Origin of the sequence: Sphingomonas sp. TDK1 (genome assembly GCF_001650735.1) — a bacterium.
Taxonomy (GTDB): Bacteria; Pseudomonadota; Alphaproteobacteria; order Sphingomonadales; family Sphingomonadaceae; genus Sphingomonas.
The window spans coordinates 273,022-292,751 of record NZ_LXVY01000003.1 but is presented as its reverse complement, the minus strand read 5'-3'; the positions used below and the strand labels follow the sequence as shown (position 1 = coordinate 292,751).

16 protein-coding genes and 1 pseudogene are annotated in these 19,730 nt (G+C 67.3%); 3 read left to right on the top strand and 14 right to left on the bottom strand.

What is annotated here, in order from left to right; translation table 11 throughout:
• Positions 1–10 precede the first annotated feature (10 nt).
• From A7X12_RS03520 to A7X12_RS03495, 6 genes are read right to left on the bottom strand one after another with little or no spacing between them, the layout of a single operon-like run.
• On the bottom strand, positions 11–961 hold the full coding sequence (locus tag A7X12_RS03520) for an ABC transporter substrate-binding protein (RefSeq protein ID WP_064310235.1): 951 nt from the start codon (positions 959–961) through the stop codon (positions 11–13).
• A complete protein-coding gene (locus A7X12_RS03515) occupies positions 951–2,039 on the bottom strand; it encodes an LLM class flavin-dependent oxidoreductase (RefSeq protein ID WP_064310234.1) in 1,089 nt (362 codons plus the stop codon). The genes A7X12_RS03520 and A7X12_RS03515 overlap by 11 nt, the downstream gene beginning before the upstream one ends.
• 17 nt (positions 2,040–2,056) lie before the next feature.
• Positions 2,057–3,286 carry a rhodanese-like domain-containing protein gene (locus A7X12_RS03510; protein WP_064310233.1) on the bottom strand — a complete coding sequence of 410 codons (1,230 nt, stop codon included), beginning with the start codon at positions 3,284–3,286 and terminating at the stop codon, positions 2,057–2,059.
• Positions 3,283–3,900, bottom strand: a complete 618-nt coding sequence (locus A7X12_RS03505; RefSeq protein WP_084445061.1) for a cysteine dioxygenase — start codon at positions 3,898–3,900, stop codon at positions 3,283–3,285. The genes A7X12_RS03510 and A7X12_RS03505 overlap by 4 nt, the downstream gene beginning before the upstream one ends.
• A 2-nt stretch (positions 3,901–3,902) precedes the next feature.
• Positions 3,903–4,694: an ABC transporter ATP-binding protein gene (locus tag A7X12_RS03500; RefSeq protein WP_084445029.1), complete on the bottom strand. Its 792-nt coding sequence runs from the start codon at positions 4,692–4,694 to the stop codon at positions 3,903–3,905.
• Positions 4,691–5,479 (bottom strand): ABC transporter permease, encoded by a 789-nt coding sequence (locus A7X12_RS03495; protein ID WP_064310231.1) that lies wholly within the window; start codon positions 5,477–5,479, stop codon positions 4,691–4,693. Before A7X12_RS03495 ends, A7X12_RS03500 begins: the two co-directional genes overlap by 4 nt.
• A 192-nt stretch (positions 5,480–5,671) precedes the next feature.
• On the opposite strand from A7X12_RS03495, the gene A7X12_RS03490 reads away from it, so the two are divergent.
• Both A7X12_RS03490 and A7X12_RS03485 read left to right on the top strand, forming a co-directional pair.
• Positions 5,672–6,508 (top strand): LysR substrate-binding domain-containing protein, encoded by an 837-nt coding sequence (locus A7X12_RS03490; protein ID WP_064310285.1) that lies wholly within the window; start codon positions 5,672–5,674, stop codon positions 6,506–6,508.
• A gap of 95 nt (positions 6,509–6,603) precedes the next feature.
• Positions 6,604–7,260: a peroxiredoxin-like family protein gene (locus tag A7X12_RS03485; RefSeq protein WP_064310230.1), complete on the top strand. Its 657-nt coding sequence runs from the start codon at positions 6,604–6,606 to the stop codon at positions 7,258–7,260.
• On the opposite strand, the gene A7X12_RS03480 is transcribed toward A7X12_RS03485, so the two are convergent.
• From A7X12_RS03480 to A7X12_RS03455, 6 genes are all read right to left on the bottom strand, one after another.
• The gene (locus tag A7X12_RS03480; RefSeq protein ID WP_064310229.1) at positions 7,261–8,208 is read right to left on the bottom strand and encodes an NAD(P)-dependent oxidoreductase; all 948 of its coding nucleotides are present in this window, start codon (positions 8,206–8,208) and stop codon (positions 7,261–7,263) included.
• On the bottom strand, positions 8,205–9,380 hold the full coding sequence (locus A7X12_RS03475; RefSeq protein ID WP_064310228.1) for an acyl-CoA dehydrogenase family protein: 1,176 nt from the start codon (positions 9,378–9,380) through the stop codon (positions 8,205–8,207). Before A7X12_RS03475 ends, A7X12_RS03480 begins: the two co-directional genes overlap by 4 nt.
• A gap of 2 nt (positions 9,381–9,382) precedes the next feature.
• On the bottom strand, positions 9,383–10,372 hold the full coding sequence (locus A7X12_RS03470; protein ID WP_064310227.1) for an ABC transporter substrate-binding protein: 990 nt from the start codon (positions 10,370–10,372) through the stop codon (positions 9,383–9,385).
• A gap of 111 nt (positions 10,373–10,483) precedes the next feature.
• Positions 10,484–10,990: a RidA family protein gene (locus A7X12_RS03465; protein ID WP_064310226.1), complete on the bottom strand. Its 507-nt coding sequence runs from the start codon at positions 10,988–10,990 to the stop codon at positions 10,484–10,486.
• 27 nt (positions 10,991–11,017) lie between these two features.
• Positions 11,018–12,523 (bottom strand): flavin monoamine oxidase family protein, encoded by a 1,506-nt coding sequence (locus A7X12_RS03460; RefSeq protein WP_064310225.1) that lies wholly within the window; start codon positions 12,521–12,523, stop codon positions 11,018–11,020.
• Positions 12,524–12,527: 4 nt separating this feature from the next.
• Complete coding sequence (locus A7X12_RS03455; RefSeq protein ID WP_198161855.1) at positions 12,528–15,047, bottom strand: TonB-dependent receptor plug domain-containing protein; 2,520 nt, start codon at positions 15,045–15,047, stop codon at positions 12,528–12,530.
• A 498-nt stretch (positions 15,048–15,545) separates the two neighbouring features.
• On the opposite strand from A7X12_RS03455, the pseudogene A7X12_RS03450 reads away from it, so the two are divergent.
• Positions 15,546–16,147: pseudogene (locus tag A7X12_RS03450) on the top strand (chromate transporter); the annotation flags it as partial.
• Positions 16,148–16,165: 18 nt separating this feature from the next.
• On the opposite strand, the gene A7X12_RS03445 reads toward A7X12_RS03450, so the two are convergent.
• Positions 16,166–17,119, bottom strand: a complete 954-nt coding sequence (locus tag A7X12_RS03445; protein ID WP_064310284.1) for an ABC transporter substrate-binding protein — start codon at positions 17,117–17,119, stop codon at positions 16,166–16,168.
• Complete coding sequence (locus A7X12_RS03440) at positions 17,109–19,694, bottom strand: TonB-dependent receptor plug domain-containing protein (protein WP_064310223.1); 2,586 nt, start codon at positions 19,692–19,694, stop codon at positions 17,109–17,111. The genes A7X12_RS03445 and A7X12_RS03440 overlap by 11 nt, the downstream gene beginning before the upstream one ends.
• Positions 19,695–19,730 lie beyond the last annotated feature (36 nt).

The window sequence follows — 19,730 nt, the reverse complement described above, 5'->3', positions numbered from 1 at the left end:
GGAAAGGGGATCATCGCAGCGGCGCCAGCACCTCGGACGCCGGACGCCCGGACGGCTTGAGCAGCCCGGCCCGCGCGAAGCGGGCGGCGGCGGCGTCGAGATGCGTGGCCAGCGCGCCGTCGAGCGCGACCGGGGCGTGGCGATATTTGCGGACGACCTGCTCGGCGACTTGCGGCGCCAACCCGGTTTCACGGGCCAGCGCCACCGCCCATTCGTGCGGATGCGCCGCCGACCAGTCGAGTCCCCTGGCCTCACGCGCCAGAAAGTCGCGCAGCAGATCGCCCTTGTCGCGGATCGCCGCTTCGTTGGCGACTTCGAAGCGGTAGAGCGGGCCATAATCCTCGGCATCGGCGATCAGCCGTGCGCCGCCGCCCAGCGCCAGCGTGAGATAGGGCGTCCAGGTCGCCCAGACGTCGATCGAGCGGGCGTCGAACGCGCCTTTCGTGTCCGCCGGCGACAGGAAGACCACCTGCACCCGGTCATAGGGAATGCCAGCGCGTTCCAGCACCTCCAGCAACAGATAATGGCCGATCGAGCCACGCGTGCTGGCGATCTTCTTGCCCACCAGATCGGCGGGGCTGCGGATCGACGAGCCCGCCGGCACCGCGATCCCCAGCGCCTCGCGACCGCCCGCCGACCGCTGCGCCGACACGGCCTTGACCGGGCTGCCGTTACGATAGGCGAAGACGAAGGGCGCGTCGCCGACCAGCCCGACATCGGCGGCGCCGCTACTCACGGCTTCCAGCAGATTCTGCGCAGCCGGGAATTCGGACCATTCGATGCGGTAGGAGGCACCCTGCAACACGCCCGCGGCGGTCAGCAGTGCCTTGGTCGACCCCTTCTGGTTCGCGACCTTGAGCACCCGCCCGTCGCCGCCCTTCCCGCTGCATCCCGCCGCCAGCGCCAGCGCACCCAGGCCGGCGACGGAGACGAAGCCACGCCGGCTGGCCTCAGCTCGCAAGCGCGACCTCCCGCGTGGCTTCGCGTGCCGCAACCTTTTCGCGCACCAGCGGGATCAGGTCGCGGCCATAGGCGATCGAATCCGCCAGCGGCTCAAAGCCGCGGATCAGGAAATGATCGATGCCGAGGTCGTAATAATCGAGCATCGCATCGGCGACCTGTTCGGGCGTGCCGACCAGCCCGGTGCTGTTCCCTTGCGCGCCGGTAAGGGCGGCGACGGCGGTCCACAGCCGGCCATTGCGCGGCGCGGACTTGACCGTTTCCAGCAGGCGGCGCGAACCGTCATTGGGCGGCTGGTGATCGGTCAGCGGCAGGCCCGCTGCGGCGCGGGCGGCGCGCACCTGCTCGACGATCTCGTCGGCGCGCTTCCAGGCGGCTTCCTCGGTGTCGGCAATCACCGGGCGCAGCGACAGCGAGAAGCCCGGCCGGCGATTGTACCGCGCCGCCGAGGTGCGGACCCGCGCGACGATCTCCCGCACCTGGTCGTGCGTTTCGCCCCACAGCGCATAGACATCGGCATGGCGCCCTGCGACGTCGATTGCCTCGGGCGAGGCGCCGCCGAAGAACACCGGCAGATTGTCCGGCTTGATCGCGCTAAACGCGCCCTTCAGATGATAGAAGCGGCCGTCATGGTCGAACGGGCCGGCGGCGGTCCATTCCTGCTTGAGCAAGGCGACATATTCGTCCGTGCGCGCATAGCGATCGGCCTTGATGCTATGGTCGCCGTCGCGCGCCATCTCCTCGTCGGCACCGCCGGTGATGATGTGCACCGCGACCCGGCCTCCGCTCAGCTGATCGAGCGTGGCGAGCTGGCGCGCGGCGAGCGTAGGCTGGGTAAAGCCGGGTCGATGCGCGACGAGGAAGCCCAGCCGGGTGGTGATCGCCGCCGCATGCGCCGCGACGATCTGGCTTTCGGGCGAGGCCGATCCGAACGGGATCAGCACCCGGTCGAAGCCGCCTTCCTCCTGCGCCTTGGCCGCTGCCTCGACATAGGTCTTGTCGAGCGCCCGCGAACGGGTGGCGGCATGGATTTCCGAATGATCGTTGAAACCGATATAGCCGATGAACTTGACGGACATGGAGCTGCTCCTGAAGCTCAGAGGACGTGGAAACCGTGGGTGCCGTCGCGGGCGAGCTGGTCGACCAGGCCATATTCCCAGTCGAGATAGGCCTGCATCGCCGCGGCCTTGTTGTCGGTGCCCTCATAGGGGCGCTTGTACCGGCCCTCGGGACCGCGCGGCGGCGGCGCGCCATCGCTGCCGGTCTCCAGCGGACCATCGAAACCGCCGTCGAGCACCAGCACCTCCCAGCCCATCTGGGCGAGCCAGGAGGCGGTCATGTCGGCGCGCGGCCCCAGATCGTCCGCGACGACGATGCGCGCGCCGCGCACCGGGGCGTTATGGTCGGTCTCCTGCACCAGCTGGCCACCCTGGGCATTGCGGAAGCCGGGGATATGGCCGGCCTCGAACGCAGCGGGCTGGCGCACGTCGTAGCGATAGAGGGTGCGGCTAGTGTCGCGCTCCAGTTCGGCAAGGTCGGCAAGGCCGATGCGCTTCACCCCGGCGCGATAGGCGACGTTGCGGGCGCGCAGCCGCGCCTCGTCCGCGCCCTCCAGCGGCAGCTCGGGCGCCTGCCGGGTCTGGCCGGTATCAAGCCCCTGCCCCGCAAGCGTCCAGCCGATGGTGCCGTTGCGGAGCGCGAACACCGGGTTCGGCACGCCGGCGTTGATCAGCGACTGTGCGCCGATGATGCTGCGCGTGCGGCCGGCGCAGTTGACGATGATCGTCGTGTCCGGATCAGGCGCCACCGCCTTGGCCGCCAGCACCAGCTCGGCACCCGGCGCGCTGACACCGGTGGGGATGCTCATCGTGCGATATTCGTCGAAACGGCGGGCATCGAGGATGGCGATATCGGCCTTTTCGCGGATCAGCGCGTGCACTTCCTCGGCGGGCAGCGAGGGCGTGTGGCGGCGATGTTCCACCAGTTCGCCGAACGCCTTGGAATAGCTGTTCACATCCTCGAACAGCTCGTACCCCGCATCGCGCCAACCGGCGAGGCCGCCGTCCAGCGCCTGTACGTTCGTATAGCCGAGGCCACGCAGCGTCGCGATCGCGGGCTCCACCAGCCCGTCGCCATCGTCATACAGCACCACCGGCACGTCGCGGCGCGGCAGCCGCCATTCGGCTTCGATCTCCAGCCGCCGCAGCGGAATCTGGGCGGCGAACAGCGGGTGGCCGAGCGCGAACTCAGCCTCCTCGCGCAGGTCGATCAGGGCGATTTCGCGGTTGGTCAGCAGGGCGTGACGTATCTGGGCAGGCGTGGTCATCGAAGCTCCTCGGAACGGTCCCAGAGATTGGGGAGATCGGTGTTGGCGTAGCCGGAGACGAAGCGCTTCGGCTGGGCGTCGGGGCCATAGGTGGCGCGCTCGAACGCGCCGATGTTCGCGCCGTACACATGGATGCTGACCGACACGCCGTTGGCGATGCCGTTCGACACCTGGTGCAGGTCGTTGCCGCCCGCGGGGGAGAAATGCTCGACCTCGCCCGCGCGCAGCTCGCGCTCGGGTCCAGCAGGAACAAGCGCGTCCGATCGGCGGACGAAGCCCTGCACCCTCTCGCGCCCCCGCAGCACGCCGACGAGACCCCAGACGCGGTGGTCATGCACCGGCGTGCGCTGGCCCGGCCCCCAGACGAAGCTCACTACCGAGAAGCGCTCACGCGCGTCGCAATGGAGCAGATATTGCTGATAGCGATCGGGATGCGGCCGGGCATAGGCCTCCGGCAGCCAGTCGTCGCTGGCGACCAACGCGCCGAGCAGCGAGGCACCCGATCCGAGCAGCACCGCCTCATCGCGCTCGCGCTCGACCAGCTCCGCCAGCGCACCGACGAAGCGGCGCAGCCGGGCGACATTGGGTCGCGGCACCTGGGACACCGCCGCCAGGCTCATGGCCGCGCGCCCTTGGTAAAGGGCACCACGTCCGCCGCCGGCTCGCCGCCGAGCAGCGACAGCAGCCGTTCGCGCAGCGCCGCGCTCAGCCCGGCGCGCTCGCCGCGCGGAGCGGCAATGCGCTCCTCGGCGAGAATGCGGCCGGAATCGAGCACCACGATGCGGTCGGCCAGCGCGATCGCCTCGTCGACATCGTGCGTCACCATCATCACGGCGGGCTTGTGGCTGCGCCAAAGCGCCAGCACGAGGTCGTGCATCCGGTGCCGGGTCAGCGCGTCGAGCGCCGCGAAGGGCTCGTCGAGCAGCAACAGGCTCGGCTCGCGGACCAGGGCCCGAGCCAGCGCCGCGCGCTGCGCCTCCCCGCCCGACAGCGTCAGCGGCCAGGCTTCGAGCCGGTGGCCGAGGCCCACCTCGACCAATGCCGCCTGTGCCCGCTCGCGCACCTGCGGCCCCTTCAGCCCCAGCGCGACGTTGCGCCACACCCGCTTCCACGGCAACAGCCGCGCATCCTGGAACACCACGGCACGCGAGGTCGGCACCGCCACGTCCTGCCCCCGCGCATCGTCGAGGCCGGCCAGCGTGCGCAGCAGCGTGGTCTTGCCGCTGCCGGAGCGGCCGAGCAGCGCGACGAACTCGCCGGGGGCGATGTCCAGATCCAGGCCGCGCAGCACTTCCGTCTGGCCGAAGCGGCGGACGAAGCCCCGCAGGCGCACCACCGGATCGGCGACACCCTCTACGGCAGGTTCGGCGGGAACGACGATCTCACGGGCGATTTCGGCGATGCTCATGCGGCTTGCTCCACCAGGTTGGGGCGCCAGGCGAGTGCCCGGCCTTCGATCGCGCGGACCAGCCAGTCGGCGGCGAGGCCGAGGGTGGCGTAGACCAGCAGGCAGACGACGATCACGTCGGTCCGCATGAAGTCGCGCGCGTTGTTGACGAGATAGCCGAGGCCGGCCGAGGCATTGATCTGCTCGGCCACCACCAGCACCAGGATCGAAATGGTCAGCGCATAGCGCAGGCCGACCAGCAGCGAGGGCAGCGCGGCCGGCAGGATCACATGCCACACCTGCTCGGCGCGGCTGAGCCCGAAGCTGCGCGCGGCATCGAGCAGCCGCACGTCGACGCTGCGGATGCCGCTATAGAGGTTGAGATACACCGGGAAGGTGCAGGCAAAGGCGATCAGTGCCACCTTGGGGGTCTCGCCGATCCCGAACCAGACGATGAACAGCGGCGTCAGCGCGAGCGTCGGGATGGTGCGCTTGATCTGCATGAGCGGGTCCAGCGCGATCTCGCCCTTGCGCGACAGCCCGGCGGCGAGCGCCAGCAGGATGCCGGCGGTGACGCCAAAACCCAGCCCCAGCGCGATCCGCCAGAAGGAGACGAGCAGGTTGGACGGCAGCTCGCCGCTCCACAGCATCTCGAGTCCTGTCGACAGCACCGTCGAGGGGGCGGCGAGCGTACGGGCGGGAATGATGCCGGTGCGCGATCCCGCCTCCCACACGAGCAGGAAGGCGATCGGGGACAGCCACCGCGCCCCCCAGGCGAACCCATTTCTGCGCGTGCGCTGCGACATGACACCCCCTTGATCGACTGGAGGTGCAATCCTGCGCCAAATCCCCATCAACACAATCGAGTTTTACGCGAGCCCATATAAGCGGCGCTTGCCTGACCAAGCCCAGCTTGGAGGGCGCGCAGGCAAGCTTTGTTGAGCAACACTAAACCTACTGCAAAGCTAGGAAATAAAAACCATAGGGGAATGGGCGCGATGCCGGTGAATCTACCGACCAATATCCTGCGCAGCTTCGTATCGATCGTCGATACCGGCTCCATGCTGCAGGCGTCGGAACAGGTGTTCCTCACTCAGTCCGCCCTCAGCCTGCAGATCAAGCGGCTGGAGGAGCTGGTGCAGCAATCGCTGTTCCACCGCGAGGGCCGCCGGCTGGTGCTCACCCAGCCCGGTGCGGTGCTGCTCGATTATGCCCGCCGCGTGCTCAACCTCCATGACGAGGCGGTAGCGGCGGTGACGGCGGGCAAGTTTGCCGGGCCGGCACGAGTCGGCATGGTGCAGGACTTTGCCGAGACGATGCTGACCGGCCTCCTCGCCCAGTTCGCCGAACTCCACCCCGAAGCCGAGATCCTCGCCCGCGTTGCCGGCACGGCGGAACTTCAGGAGCTGCTTGCCCGACGGGAGCTGGACGTGATCGTCGGCTTCGCCGCCGCCAATGCCGCCGATGCGCTGGCGGTGACGCCAATGGCCTGGTTCGGCGCGACCGACCTGCTCGAACGCGAGGTTCTTCCCCTCGCCGTGCTCGAATCGCCCTGCCGCTTTCGTGAGGCGGCGATGCACGCGCTCGAGGAAGCGGGCGTGCGCTACCGGATCGCGGTGGAAACGCCCAATTTGTCGACCCTGCGCGCTGCGGTGCATGCCGGCCTTGGTGTCACCTGTCGCACCCATTTGTTCCTGAGCGACTTGGCCGAGGCCGAGGATCCGCGGCTGCCGCCGCTGCCCAAGGTGGCCTGCATCGTCCAGAGCGGCGAGCTGCTCGACGACGCCTGTACCCGCCTCGCGACGCTGACCCGGGCGCTTGTCGCCGAGCGCTGATCTATCAGCAATCCTCAATGGCGCTGCAGCCGGTTTCATTTCCGGCAGCTGGCGCGCGCGCCTAGCCTCCCCTCCTTTCCATTGGAGGGTCCTTCATGACGCAGCTCGCCACCCTGTTTGCCGAACTCCAGGCCGAACGCGAACGGAGCTGGGCGCCCGCGCAGCTGCAGGCCAATGCCGCGCAACGCGCCGAACTGGTCGAGCGCCATGATCCACGCCAGCACGTGCAGGTCGGCGATCGCGTAGGCCCTTTCCTGCTGGTAGCGTCGACCGGCGAGCCGCTGACCCGCGATACGATCCTGGCCGAAGGGCCGGTGGCGCTGGTCTTCTTCCGCTTTGCCGGCTGCCCGGCCTGCAACCTCGCCTTGCCCCATTACGACCGGACGCTGCGCCCCGAACTGGACGCGCGCGGCATCCGCCTGATCGGCGTGAGCCCGCAGCTTGCTGAACGGCTGGGCGAGATCCGCGACCGGCACGGCCTGGGCTTTCCCGTCGCCAGCGATCCCGACAACCGTCTGGGCAAGGCGCTCGGCATCACCTTCGAACCGAGCGAACAGCCCGAAATCGCCCCCGGCGCGAGCTGGATCGGCGCGGTGACCGGCACCAACAGCTGGACGCTGCCCCAGCCGACGATCCTGGTGATCGACACCGACGCCATCGTGCGCTTCGTCGACGTCAGCCCGGACTGGCTGGCGCGCACCGAGGCGGAGACCGTACTGGCCGCGCTGGACGAAGTGCGCGCCGCCGCCTGATCAATAGCCGAGGGCCGGATCGACAAGGTCGGACGGCCGCTCGCCGCGCGCGAAGCGGGAGAGGTCGGCAGTGATCTTGTCGGCCAGCAGATGGCGCACCGCCAGATAATTGGCCGAAATATGTGGCGTGATCCGCACCTTTGGGTGGGTGTAGAGCGGGTGCCCGGCGGGCAGCGGCTCGGGATCGGTGACGTCGAGCGTGGCAAAGGCCAGCCGGTCCGCATCCAGCGCGGCGAGCAGCGCTTCCTGGTCGACGATCGAGCCGCGCGCGATGTTGATCAGGTGCGCATGCGGCCGGGCATGCGCCAACAGCGCGGCGTCGACCAGGTGCCGCGTCTCGGCCGTCGCCGGCACCGCGATCACCAGATGATCGGCAGCGGAAACTACCTCCGCCGCGCTGCCGAGCAGTTGCACGCCCGCGACATTGGCGGGCCGATCGCGGCGGCGCACCGCGGTCACCTGCGCACCCAGCGCCAGGGCGCGGCGCGCCACCGCCTGCCCGATCGCACCGAAGCCCAGGATGCCGACCGTGGTGCCGCGCACCCGCCCAAGCTGGCGCGGTCCCCACTGCCCCGCCTCGGTCACCGTCGCGGCGACGAGATCCTTGGCCTGAGCATAGATCGCCGCGATCACATAATCCGCGATCTCTTCGGAGGCGACGCCGCGCCCGCAGCTGACCAACGGTGCGTCGAGCAGCCAGGAGGGATAGTAATCCACGCCCACCGAAGCGACGCAGACCCAGCGCAGCCGGCCGGGCCACAGCCCCGGCTTCTGTGCTGCCGGCGGCGCCCGCCAGGCGGGTGCAGGCCGCACGATCAGCACGTCGGCCTCGGCCGCAGCCTCCCACGGCCTCTCCTCCGGCACGTCGATCACGATGGGCGAAACCGGATGCGCAGCGAGCAGCGCGCCGAATTCCGGCCCGAGCTGGTTGGCGATCACCAGGCTCATCGGCCGATTCCCAGTCCGGCGCGGCCCGCGGCGACGAGGATGGTATCGTCCTGCGGCGAATGAATGCGGCTGCACAGCACGTCGCGATAATGGCGCTCGAGCGGATTGCGCCGGGTGAGCCCCGGGTTGCCGGTCAGCTGGAGGCCCATCTCGACGGCGCGGATCGCATTGGATGTGACGACGAACTTGATGTTGTTCGCCGCTGTCGCCGATGGTGGATCGCCCGCATCCGTCGCCTCGGCCGCGGCGCGAATCAGCGTCGCGTTGACCTGCAGCAGCGCTTCGATCTCGCCGAACTTCTCCTGGACGCGTGGCAGGGTGGCGAGCGATGCGCCGAGATTGCTCGGCACGCGATCGTTCAGATAGCCTGCAAGCCAGTCGCGCGCTGCCCGGGCCGTAGCATCGTAGATGGTCGAGATGGCCAGCGCATTCCAGAGGAGCGGCGCGGTGTCGCCTTGTTTGGGTGCCCAGTCCTCCGGCCGGCGCAGGTCCACCGCATAGGCGGCGGGGATCGGCGCGTCCCGGAATTCCACCTCGTGGCTCACCGTGGCGCGCATGCCCAGATGGTCCCAGGCCGGATGGATCGTCACGCCGGGCGTACCGGCGGGCACGAGGAAGGTGCCGAGACGCGGCTCGGGCTCGTCGGTCTTCGCCCAGACACCGTACCAGTCGAGCCCGGTCGAACCGGTCGAATAGATCTTGGTGCCGGTCAGCGCCCAGCCGTCCGCGGTGCGCCGCGCGGTGGTGGCGGGAATGCCGCCGCGCACCGGCGTACCGAGCTCCGGCTCGACCCGGAAAAAGCCGATCAGCCCCCGCCCCTCGGCCGCCTCGCGCGCGATGCGGGCATAGAGTTCGGGCGGCCAGCTGTTCCCCTTGCCCGCATGGAAGCTGTAGGTCATGAACAGGATCAGGCCGACCGAGGGATCGCCCTTCGACACCGCGCCGAGCACCCGCAGCGCCTCGGCAAAGCCCGCGCCGCGTCCGCCGAGATACGGCGCGACGGTGAGGCCGATCAGTCCTTCGCGCGCCAACAGGTCGAAACTGCCGCGCGGGAATTCGCCACTGCGATCATAGGCTTCGGCCCGTTCTGCAAGGCCGCGCGTGACGCGATCGAGCACCTCCTGCGGCACCGGGCCCGGGGCACTTTCGGGGGCGATGGCAAGTGTGGCCATGGTCAGGCTCCTTGGGCGAGAAGGTCGTGGAAACGGGTATCCCAGAGCGGCCGGACATCGACCTTGGGGACCAGTCCCGCAGCGGCGAAGGTGTCCGCCACCTGCTGCTGGGATCGGATCGCGGCATCGGTTACCGGCACCAGCTTCATCGGTTCGCTCTGATGGTTGAGCGCATCCTCCACGAACGGCAACGGTACGCCGACCGCCCCGGCGACGATCTTCGCCCATTCGGCGCGATGTGCCTCGGTCCAGTCGCGGGCGCGGCGCAGTAGCTTCAGATAGCTGCCGATCTGGGCGACGCGCTCGGGATCCTCGAGCGCCTTTTCATGCGCGGTGACGATGTAGTTGCCCGACAGGAAGCCCAGCGCGGTCTTCAGCACCCGCGCGCCATCCTTGGCGACCGCCCGCTGGATCGGATACCCAAAGATCGCCCAGGCATCGAGCGCACCTTGCGAAAACGCCGCCGCGCCATCGCTGACGTTCATCGCGATCGGTTCGATATCCCGCCACCCCAGCCCGACCGATTGCAGCATCCGAATCAGGAAATAATGGGTGGTTGTGGCGCGCACATAGCCGACACGCTTCCCCTTGAGGTCGGCGAGCGAGCGAATCGACGATCCGCGCGGCACCAGCACTGCCTGGCTGTTCACGTCGCCACGCAGCACGGCGATCTGGCGAAAGCTGTGGATTGGCGAGGCCGCGGCGAAGATCGGCGGAATTTCGCTCATCGACCCGAGGTCCAGCGAGCCGCCGTTGAGCGCTTCGACGACCAGGTTGCCCGCCTGGAACTCGCTGTAGCGGATCGCAAAGTCGGGCTTGATGCCCGCAGAGATGAAAGCCAGCCGGGCATCGGCATCCCCCTTGCCGGTGATCGACACCCGCAGCGGCCCGCCACCGCTTCGGCGATGGCAGCCGGCAAGGGTCATCGCCCCCAGCCCGATCAGAGCAGCACGACGCGACAGAGACGGAAACAGCGGGCGGGAAGACGACATGCAAACCTCGATTAAATGCCTACTGTATCGATAGGCATTAGGTCGTTCCAAGGAGGATTGCTTGGGCGCATATTAGCCAGGCTCAATCGCCCGCACCCGCGCCCACCGGAGCTAGGGCGCCTTGGCGGCGATCGCTTCGATCTCCACCAGAAAGCCAGGACTGGCGAGCCCCGCCACCTGCACGGTCGAGCGAGCGACCTTGTTCGGCTGGTCGGCGGTTGCGAAGAACTGCGCATAGGCTTCCGAAAAGCCCCTGAAGTCCTGCTTTCCGCCCAGCCTCGGATCGCCGACCAGGAACACGGTCAGCTTGACGACGTCCTTCAGGCCATAGCCCTGCGCGGCTAGCAGTGCCTCGATCTTGCGGAACACGCCGATCGCCTGGGTTCTGGTGTCGCCATAGGCGGCAGGGGTCAGGGGGTCGGCCTTGGCGTCGATCACCGGTGGCACCTGTCCGCTCAGATAGAGGGTCTCGGCCGAGGCAGGCAAACGAACGCCGGTCAGGATCGGCGCGCTGCCCTCGGCACCGAGGCGCGTGATCGCCGACTGTGCATGCGCTGCGGTGGTGCAGGCCAACGACAATGCGAGGGCTGCGAATTTTTGGGGAAGGGAAATTGCCATGGCGTTGCTCCTGTTGCGAGATTTGGTTCAGGCAGCCTGTGCTTGTGCGGCAGGCGCGGTGGCGAGGAGATCGGCGGCACGACGGCCGGAGAGGACTGCGCCTTCCTGCCAGTGCCCCGAATATTGCGAGAGATGGCTCCCTGCGAAGAGGAACGGCCCGTCCGGCTGGTTGAGCAGCCGGAATCGTTCCAACGTGTTGCCGTCTTGCTCCCATTCCAGCCAGGGCCCGAGCGTGTGGGGAATGCGGCCCCAATTGACCACCACCGGGCGGGTGAGCTCGGCACCGTGACCGGGATGGACCTTTTCCACCGCCGCCCGCGCTAGCCTGATCTGCTCGGCGACCGGCCGATCCTTGAAGCCGCCGCTCCAGGGTCCCGCGCTATAGGCGGCGAGCAGGATCGCCTGGGGCTGCTGAAAGCCATCGGAGGGATACCAGAGAACACCGGTCTCGCCGCCGACGAACGACGTGCCACCATAGATCTGGTCCTCCTCCCAGAAAGGCCGGGTCTGGAAGGCGACCTTGACGGCATCCTGGTAGCGGGTTGCCGCGATCGCCTGGGCCACGGGCTTGCTGAAGTCGCTGGGGATCCCCGCCAGTACGGACAGCGGCAGGGTGATGATCGCCCGGTCGGCGGTGAGCGCCTCGGGCACCCCGGCAGCGTTCCGATAGACGATACGCACGCCCTCGGCGGTCCGCTGGATCGCGCGCACCTCGGCGCCGGTGATCACCGGCTTGCGGAGCGCGGCCGCGATGGCCTTGGGAATCCGGTCCATGCCGCCGCTGGGCGCCAGCATGGTAGCCTGCATCAGGATGTCTTCCTCGAACAGGATCGCGGCGAGATAGGGATTGGCGAGCAGCTGCTCCAGGCTGCGGGGTGCTACCGCCTGCTGCACCTGGTCGAAGGCGCCGGGCGCGCGAGCGAGCCCGGACCGGGTGGTGCCGGCAAAGCGGCCATCGGCCTGCAGGTCGCCATAGCGGGTCAGGAAATCGGCGAGCGCCCTGCGGGCGGCGGGATCGAGCGTCTGGTCGAAGCTGCCGGAGCGCAGCGCCGTCTCCAGCAGCGCGGAGAGATGCCCGCGCAGATCGTTCGCCGCCTGCCGCAGCCGCAGCCGGCCGTGGTCGTCCGCCAGAAACGCGCTGTGGCTGGCGTTGACCAGCACCTCCAGCGGCACCTTGAGCTCGCGGCACAGGCCCAGCACGCCGTCATGATGGCTCGGCAGCCGCGCCGCCCCGGCGTTGAGATAGAGGCCCGGATCGAAGGTGACGGGCTGGACCACGCCATCGCTATGGACGACCTGGTCGCCGCCCCGCAGCGTCCAGACCCGGCCGCCCACCCGCTGACGAGCTTCGAGCACGGTGACGTCGACGCCCCGCGCCTGTAGGGCATAGGCGGCGGTGAGCCCCGCAATGCCCGCGCCGAGGATGACGACGCTTCGGGCGCGATCCGCGGCGCGGACCGGGGTGGAGAGGAACGGCGCCGACAGGGCGACACCTCCCAGTGCGCGCAGGAGCGCGCGACGATCGAACGCCATGGGATCAGAAGCTCGCACTGGCACGGAGATACCAGAAGCCGCCCAGCACACCGAGCGGCGAGGCATCGGGATAGACAAACCCGCTCGCCGGCGCGCCCGTCGAGGGAAAGGTCAGCCGGGTCTCGCGATCTGGGTAATTGTCGAACAGGTTCTCGCCGCCCACCGCGATCCGGTAGCGCTGCGCGACCTTGACGCCGACTTCGAGGTCGAAAGACACCTCCGATCCGAAGCGCTTGTCGCCGCCGTTCGACGCCAGCTGGTTGTTGGTGAAGTTCCCATAATAATTGGCCCGCGCGGTCACATCGACCGGTCCGGACTGGAGCGTCTGGGTCAGCACCCCGCGCCATTGCGGCAGCAGCGTCTCGATGTCGCGCTTCCGCACATCGTCGATCAGCACATTGGTGCGTCCGTCGCCCAGGCTGATGGTGCGCCGATCGATCAGCCGCGTCTTGTTGTAGTTGACCGCCAGCGCGGTGGTGAGCCGACCGATGGCGGTGACGGCGCGATAGCTCGCCACGATGTCCACGCCCTGGGTCCGGGTCGCGAAGCCGTTGGTGAAATAACGCACCACGCCCAGCGAATTGGGGTCCACCACACCGAGCGCGGCAAGCTGGATGCGATCGGCGTCGGTAACGATGAAATTGCTGGTGAGCCCGATCCGGTCGGTGACCTTGATATTGTAATAGTCGACGGTGAAGGTGAAGTTGGACGCGGGCGTAAGCACGATGCCCGCACTCAGATTCACCGATTTCTCCGGCTTAAGCGACACCGCGCCATAATAGCGTGCAGCCGGATCGTTGGCCGCGAGTGTCGCGACCTGCACCGGCACCGGATTGGTGCCGATGAACGCGGTCTGCAGGTTGCGCAGATAGAGCTGGCCCGGCGTCGGCGCGCGAAAGCCCGTGCTGGCCGCGCCGCGGATGGCGATTGCCTCGCTGACGGCATAGCGCGCGGTGCCCTTCACGTTGGTGGTGCCGCCGAAATCAGCAAAATGCTCGTAGCGGACCGCGCCACCCAAGGTGAACGCCTTGGTGACGTCGACTTCGAGATCGAGATAGCCGGCATAGCTGCTGCGCGAGCGATCGACGATCGATGTCGGACCATAGCCGGGAAAGCCGTTCGATCCGACCGGATGGGTGACGAGGAACGTCGTCCCGTCCGCCCGCCGGACCGTCTGCGACGCATAGATGCCCTGGGCATAGGAGGCGGCATCCCCGGCCCCGATCAGGAAGCTCTCGGTACGGAACTCGCCTCCACCCGCGATGTTGAGCGGGCTCGCCAGGCCGATGTCTAACGGGTAGCGGAGATCGAGATTGGCATTCAGCTCGCGCTGTTCGAGCGAGCCATCGTAGAAGCTCGTCGGCGAGGTCGGCCCAAGCGACGGGTTGAACGTGTCGGACAGGTAATATTTGATGCGGTTCTGACCATAGCCGAGGCTCAGGTCATAGCTCACCCCCGCGCGTTCGCCCTTGTAGCCTGCCAGTGCCGACACATCCACATTGGTGCTGCGGAAGCGCGGCGTGAACCCGTTGGGGAAGAGCGTCGCGTCGCTCCATGTCCGGCCATTCGCATCCCAGCTGCCGTCGGCGTTGCGATCGAGATAGAAGAGGTTGATCGACTTGCCGAACGTGAACGGTGCCCCGGACGGACCCGCCGCGACAGTGACCGAGACTGGACGGCGATAGTTGAAGTCGATGACTTGGTCCGAATTGCCGTAATTGCCGAAGAAATAGAGCGTGTCGTCGCCCAGCGGCAGCTCGCCATTGACGAAGAAGCGATAGGATTTCGCATCCGGGCTGCCGAACTTGGTGACCGGCTGTTTCACCGCATAGCCCTGCGACTGGAGCACCACCGCATCCGGGCGCTGCACCGCGCGGTTGGTGTCCTTCGACCGCGCATATTCGCCGGTCACGTTCAGGAAACCGCCATTGCTGCCGAGTTTCAGGCCGAGATTGGCGGACAGCTGCAGATCCGCACCGTCGCCCGCATAATATTGGCCATAACGCGCGGTGACGTCGAGGCCCTTGTCCTTCCGCTTCAGCCCGAAATTGAGCACGCCGGCGATCGCATCCGAGCCATATTGCGCGGCGGCACCGTCGCGCAGCACTTCGATCCGTTCGACGGCCGCCGACGGGATCTGCGAAAGATCCGCGCCCTGCGCCCCCGCCGCCAGCGACCCGCCACTCACCTGCACCAGCGCCGAGCGATGGACGCGCTTGCCGTTGATCAGCACCAGAGTCTCGTCGGGCGGCAGGCCACGCAGCGTCGGCGGCCGCACGAACGCAGAGCCGTCGAACAGGGCGTTGCGCTGCAGATTGTAGGACGGGACGAGATTCTTCAGAATCGCGTTCACGTCGGTCTGCGCCTGCGAGGCGAGGTCCGAGGCCGAGAATACGTCGATCGGCACGGCGGATTCGGACACGGTCCGATCGGCGCGGCGAGTGCCGGTGACAATCAGCAGGTCGTTGCCGCTAACCTGGGTATCTGCTGCGGATGCAGACTGATCCTGTGCATACGACGGCATCGTTACTGCAAGGGCAGCAACCACCGCACCGGACCGTACGAAAACTACCAATGGAGCGCTGGAATCGTGCATTTCACCCCCAAGAGCTGATCCGCCGAAGCGCCCCATCAGGGCAGGACTTCTTCAACGGCACTCTTGGGATAGGTCAGCCTCCCGCACACACAATCAACATTCCCTTATATGCGGATCCAATCCAAACAAAACTTGACTATGTGCAATGAAATTCATCTTGAACCCTAGAAAATAGGAATTTTGCATTACTTGCGTAAATATATTTACGACGATAATTGATAGCTATAAATCGGATTAACGTTCTGAAAAATATCAAATTAATAATTTCAACACAAACTTCGTCAATCTTTCAGATATTTCAAATCACAAATAATTGAGACTATTTAATGCGAGTTTTCCAATTCTCATATCCGCATATCGGTGGCACCGCTGCCCCGGCCCTGCCCTGCCGGCTGCGCGTTAAGGCCCGGCAATTGAGCGTCGCCTGCGAACATGGCCACCGTCACGTTCGGCGGTGCCTATGCGGTGCTCGCCTATGTCGCGCAGCAGGCGGGACAGGGCTATGGCTGGCCGACCCCCAAGGAGCTGCAGGACGGCCTCGGTACGGGGGAGACGACGCCGGGCCGCTGATCATGGTCCTGCAATTCGTCGGGTTCCTCGGTGCCTATCACGACGCCGGAGGCCTGCCGCCGCTGCTCGCGCGAACGCTCTGCGCGCTGCCCGCCACCTGGGTGACGTTCGTGCCCTGCTTCCGGTGGATCTTTCTCGGCGCGCCGTTCATCGAGCGACTGCGCGGCAACGTCGCGGTCAATGGGGCGCTGCCCGTGATCACGGCCGCCGTGGTCGGGGTGGTGCTCAACCTCGCGGTCTGGTTCGCGCTCCACACGCTGTTTCGCACGACGACGCCCGTATCCGCCGGGCCGAGCCGGTTCGACGCACAGATCGTGCACCGTCTCGATCCCGCGGTGCTAGTACTCGCCCTGGGTGCAGCTTATGCGATCTTCAGGGCTCGTGCGGGCGTCATCACGGCCTTGCTGGGGGCGTCGATCGCCGGCCTCGCGCTCCACGCCCTGGGTCTGATCGGATGATCGACCGCACGACGCCGCTCAGGCCGGGAAGATACCGGCATCGACGATCGAGGCGACATCGACATGCGCCGGCAGTTCGCCATCGGCATGGAAGCGGTCGACCACGCGCTGGAGCGGGCCGACGACCATGGCACCCGGCGCCACCAGCAGCGGATTCTGGCGATCGACCACCAGTTGCGCCAGCTTGGGATCCATGCCGGTCGCCTTGGCGAGGACGCGGACATAGTCCGCCGGATGCGCCCGCGCCCACAGGCTTGCGGTGCGGAAGCGCGCGAGCACGTCCTTGAGCGCCGCACGCTTTCCGGCATCCGCCAGCGCCGATTCCGATGCCGCGATCACCGAGAGGCCGGTATTGATCCCCTGCCCGTCGCGCAGCAGCCGGGCGCCGCGCTGCTCGGCGGCGACCTGATAGGTACCGAAGGTCGCCCACGCGTCGATCCGCCCGGCCGCGAATGCCGCCGCGGCATCATTGGGCAGCATGAAGCCGATATCGACCTTGCGCCGATCGAGCTTCGCTTCCTTGAGCGCCTCCAACAGCAGATAATGCGCGATGCTGCCGCGCGCGCTGGAGACGATGACGCGGTGGCCGGCAAGGCCTGCGACCGAACGGATCGGCGAGCCGGGCGGCACGAGGATGCCGATGTCGCTGGCGGGTGAGACCGACGCGGCGATGATCTTGAGCGGCACCTTGGCCGCCGCCGCCAGCACGACCGGCAGATCGCCCGCCGGCGCGGTATCCACCGCCCCGGCATTGAGTGCTTCGAGCAGCGGCGCCGCGCCGACGAAATTGGCCCATTCCACGTCATAGGGGAGGTTGCCGAGCGCCCCGGCCGCCTCTGCCTTCGACTGAAGCAGATGGACCTGATCGCCGAGTACCAGTCGCGCACGACCGCCCTTCGCACCACCGGAGCCGCAGGCGGAGAGTGCGAGCGCCCCGGCGCCGACGAGGAAGGCCCGGCGATCAGAATGCAAGCGCGATCCGTCCATAATAATAGCCACCTGCGGGGTTGAAGGGGGACGGGCCATAATAGCCCTGCCCCGTCTGAGGATTACCGGGCCCGTTGGTTTCGGGGCGCACGTCGAACAGGTTGGTCGCGCCTATCGACAGCGTAGCGAACCGCGTCACCTTGGCGCTGATACTGGCATCGGTGATAAACTTGGCGCCGAAGGAACGATCGTCCCCCGCTGCGGTGCGCTGCGTATAGGCGCCGTAGCGGGTGCCGGTGACGTTGACGGCGAAAATGCCCTTCTGCCAGCCCAGCGTGCTGACCAGCTTGGTATGCGGCTGCAGCACTTCCAGCTCACCGATCTTGTCCCCGCCGAAAAAGGCCGATCCTGCGCCCAGCAGCGACGCGCCGTTGGCACCGAAGAGCTGCGACGGCGTGGCGACGACATCGGTGACCTTGGTCCTGGAATAGTTGAACGCCAGCGTCGCGCCGAGCTTGCCGAACCGCCCGAGCGTGCGGCTATAGTCGGCGACGAGATCGAAGCCCTTGGTTTCGGTGTTGGCGGCGTTGATGAAATATTCCGCCTGCTCGATGTCCGAAAGTCCGTTGGCCGCGAGGATCGCCGAAATGCCCGGGCCGAACAGGCGGCCGGTGCGCTCGATCCGGTCCCGGATGCGGATGTAATAGCCATCGAGCGTGACCGACAGCGCAGGTGCGGGGGTGAACACCAGGCCCAGCCCGGCATTCAGGCTCTTCTCGGCCTTAAGCGGTTTCGCACCGAGCAGCCGGCCGACCGCCGAGGTGGCGGTGACCAGCTTGGCCACGGTCGGCCGCAGTTCGGTCTGCCCGGTCGCGGCGTTGAAGAAGGAGGAGGTACGCCCGTCGGTCTGCGCATAGCCGATCTGGGTCAGCGAGGGCGCGCGGAAGCCGGTGCCGACGGTGCCGCGGAACGCCAGCGTTGGCGTCACCTCGTAGCGGCTGTTGAGCTTGAAACCGGTCGGGCTGCCAGATCCGTCGCCATAATGTTCGGTACGGACCGCGACGCCGATATACCAGGCATCCACGGGATAGATGCCGAGATCGACATAGCCGGCATAGACCTTGCGGCTGATATCGGCCTGGTCCGCAGGCGACAGGACGATCGCGCCCTGCACGACGGGCGAGGCGACACGCCCGACATTCCAGTCATATTGCTGGTCGCCGGGCCGGAAAGTGTAGGTCGCAGGCTGGTAGGCGAGCGGATCGCCGGCAAAGGTGCGGAAGCGATCGAGCCGATATTCGCCGCCGATCGATATCTCCAATGGCTTGGCCAGGCCGATGTCGATGCTGCGGTGCAGATCCACATTGTGGGTCCATTGGCGAAACTCGAAATTCGCCAGGTTCGGCCATTTCGTTGGGCTGGCGGCCCCGAGCGACGGACGGACCGACAGGTTGGAAAACTGGTGGCTGAAATTCCGGCCGAACGAGGTGGAGGCGTCGAAATCCCAGCCCGCCAGCGTGCCGCGCACGCCGGTGACGAACTGGAAGTCGTCCTCGGCGATGTTGTTGAGCGGATAATAGCCGTCGGGGAACAGCGCGGTGAAGTTCGCGGTGCTGTTCGGCCGGCGGAAATTGTTGCCGATCTGGGCATCGCGCTCGCCGTACGTGCCGAAGCTGTACAGGCTGACGGTGGCGGACAGAGGCAGCTTGGCGTTGTAAGCCAGATTGAACGCCTTGATCTGCGGGTCACCATTATGGGCGCCGTCGCGATTCCATTGCGCGTTGCGGGCATTGGCGGCGGCGACATTCGCCTCAACCTGCGCACGGGTGAGGCCGCTCGTCGCGACTACCTGGTCGATGGTGCGCCCGGCGGGCAGGCCATAAAGGTTGATGTCGGTGGCCGCGAGATTCCACCAGGCGCCACCCCGCTTGCGGAGGTCGCCGCTCACCGTCAGGAATCCGCCCGCGTCGCCAAGCTTGGTGCCATAGCGCAGCGTGCCCTTCCAGCTGTCGGGGTCGCCTTGGGCATCGTAGAGCGTGCCATAGGTGAAATCCGCGGCGAGCCCCGGCTTTTCCGCCAACTGGATGTTGATGACGCCGGCAATGGCGTCGCTGCCATATTGGGCGGCGGCCGAATCCTTCAGCACCTCGATCCGGTCGATCGCGCTGGTCGGGATCAGATCCAGATCGACCGGATTGGCGCCCGAGGTGTCGGTCGGGCTGTTGTTGAGGAAGGCGCCGTTATGCCGCCGCTTTCCGTTGACCAGCACCAGCGTATAGGCCGGGGAAAGTCCACGATTGGTGACCGGGCGGCCGATCGAGAAGACCCCGGCATTGGTGGCGCCGAAATTGAGCGAGGGCAGCAGCTTGGTCAGCGCCTCGCCGAATTCGGCCGCACCGGTGGCCTGGAGCTTGTCCGCGCCCACCACATCGATCGGCGCGGGGCTTTTGGCGATCGTCCGCGGCGCGCCGCGCACCCCGGTCACGATGATGGTGCCGGTATCGGCCCCGCCGGAGTCCGACGACCCGCCCGCCAGGACCTGCTGCGCATTGGCAGGTGCGGTCGCGAGCAGGACGGCGGCCATTGCCGTCGTTGCGAGAATGAAGTTCTTTCTTGGCATGCTTGCGACCCCCGACTTTCCGGGACCCGCTTATTT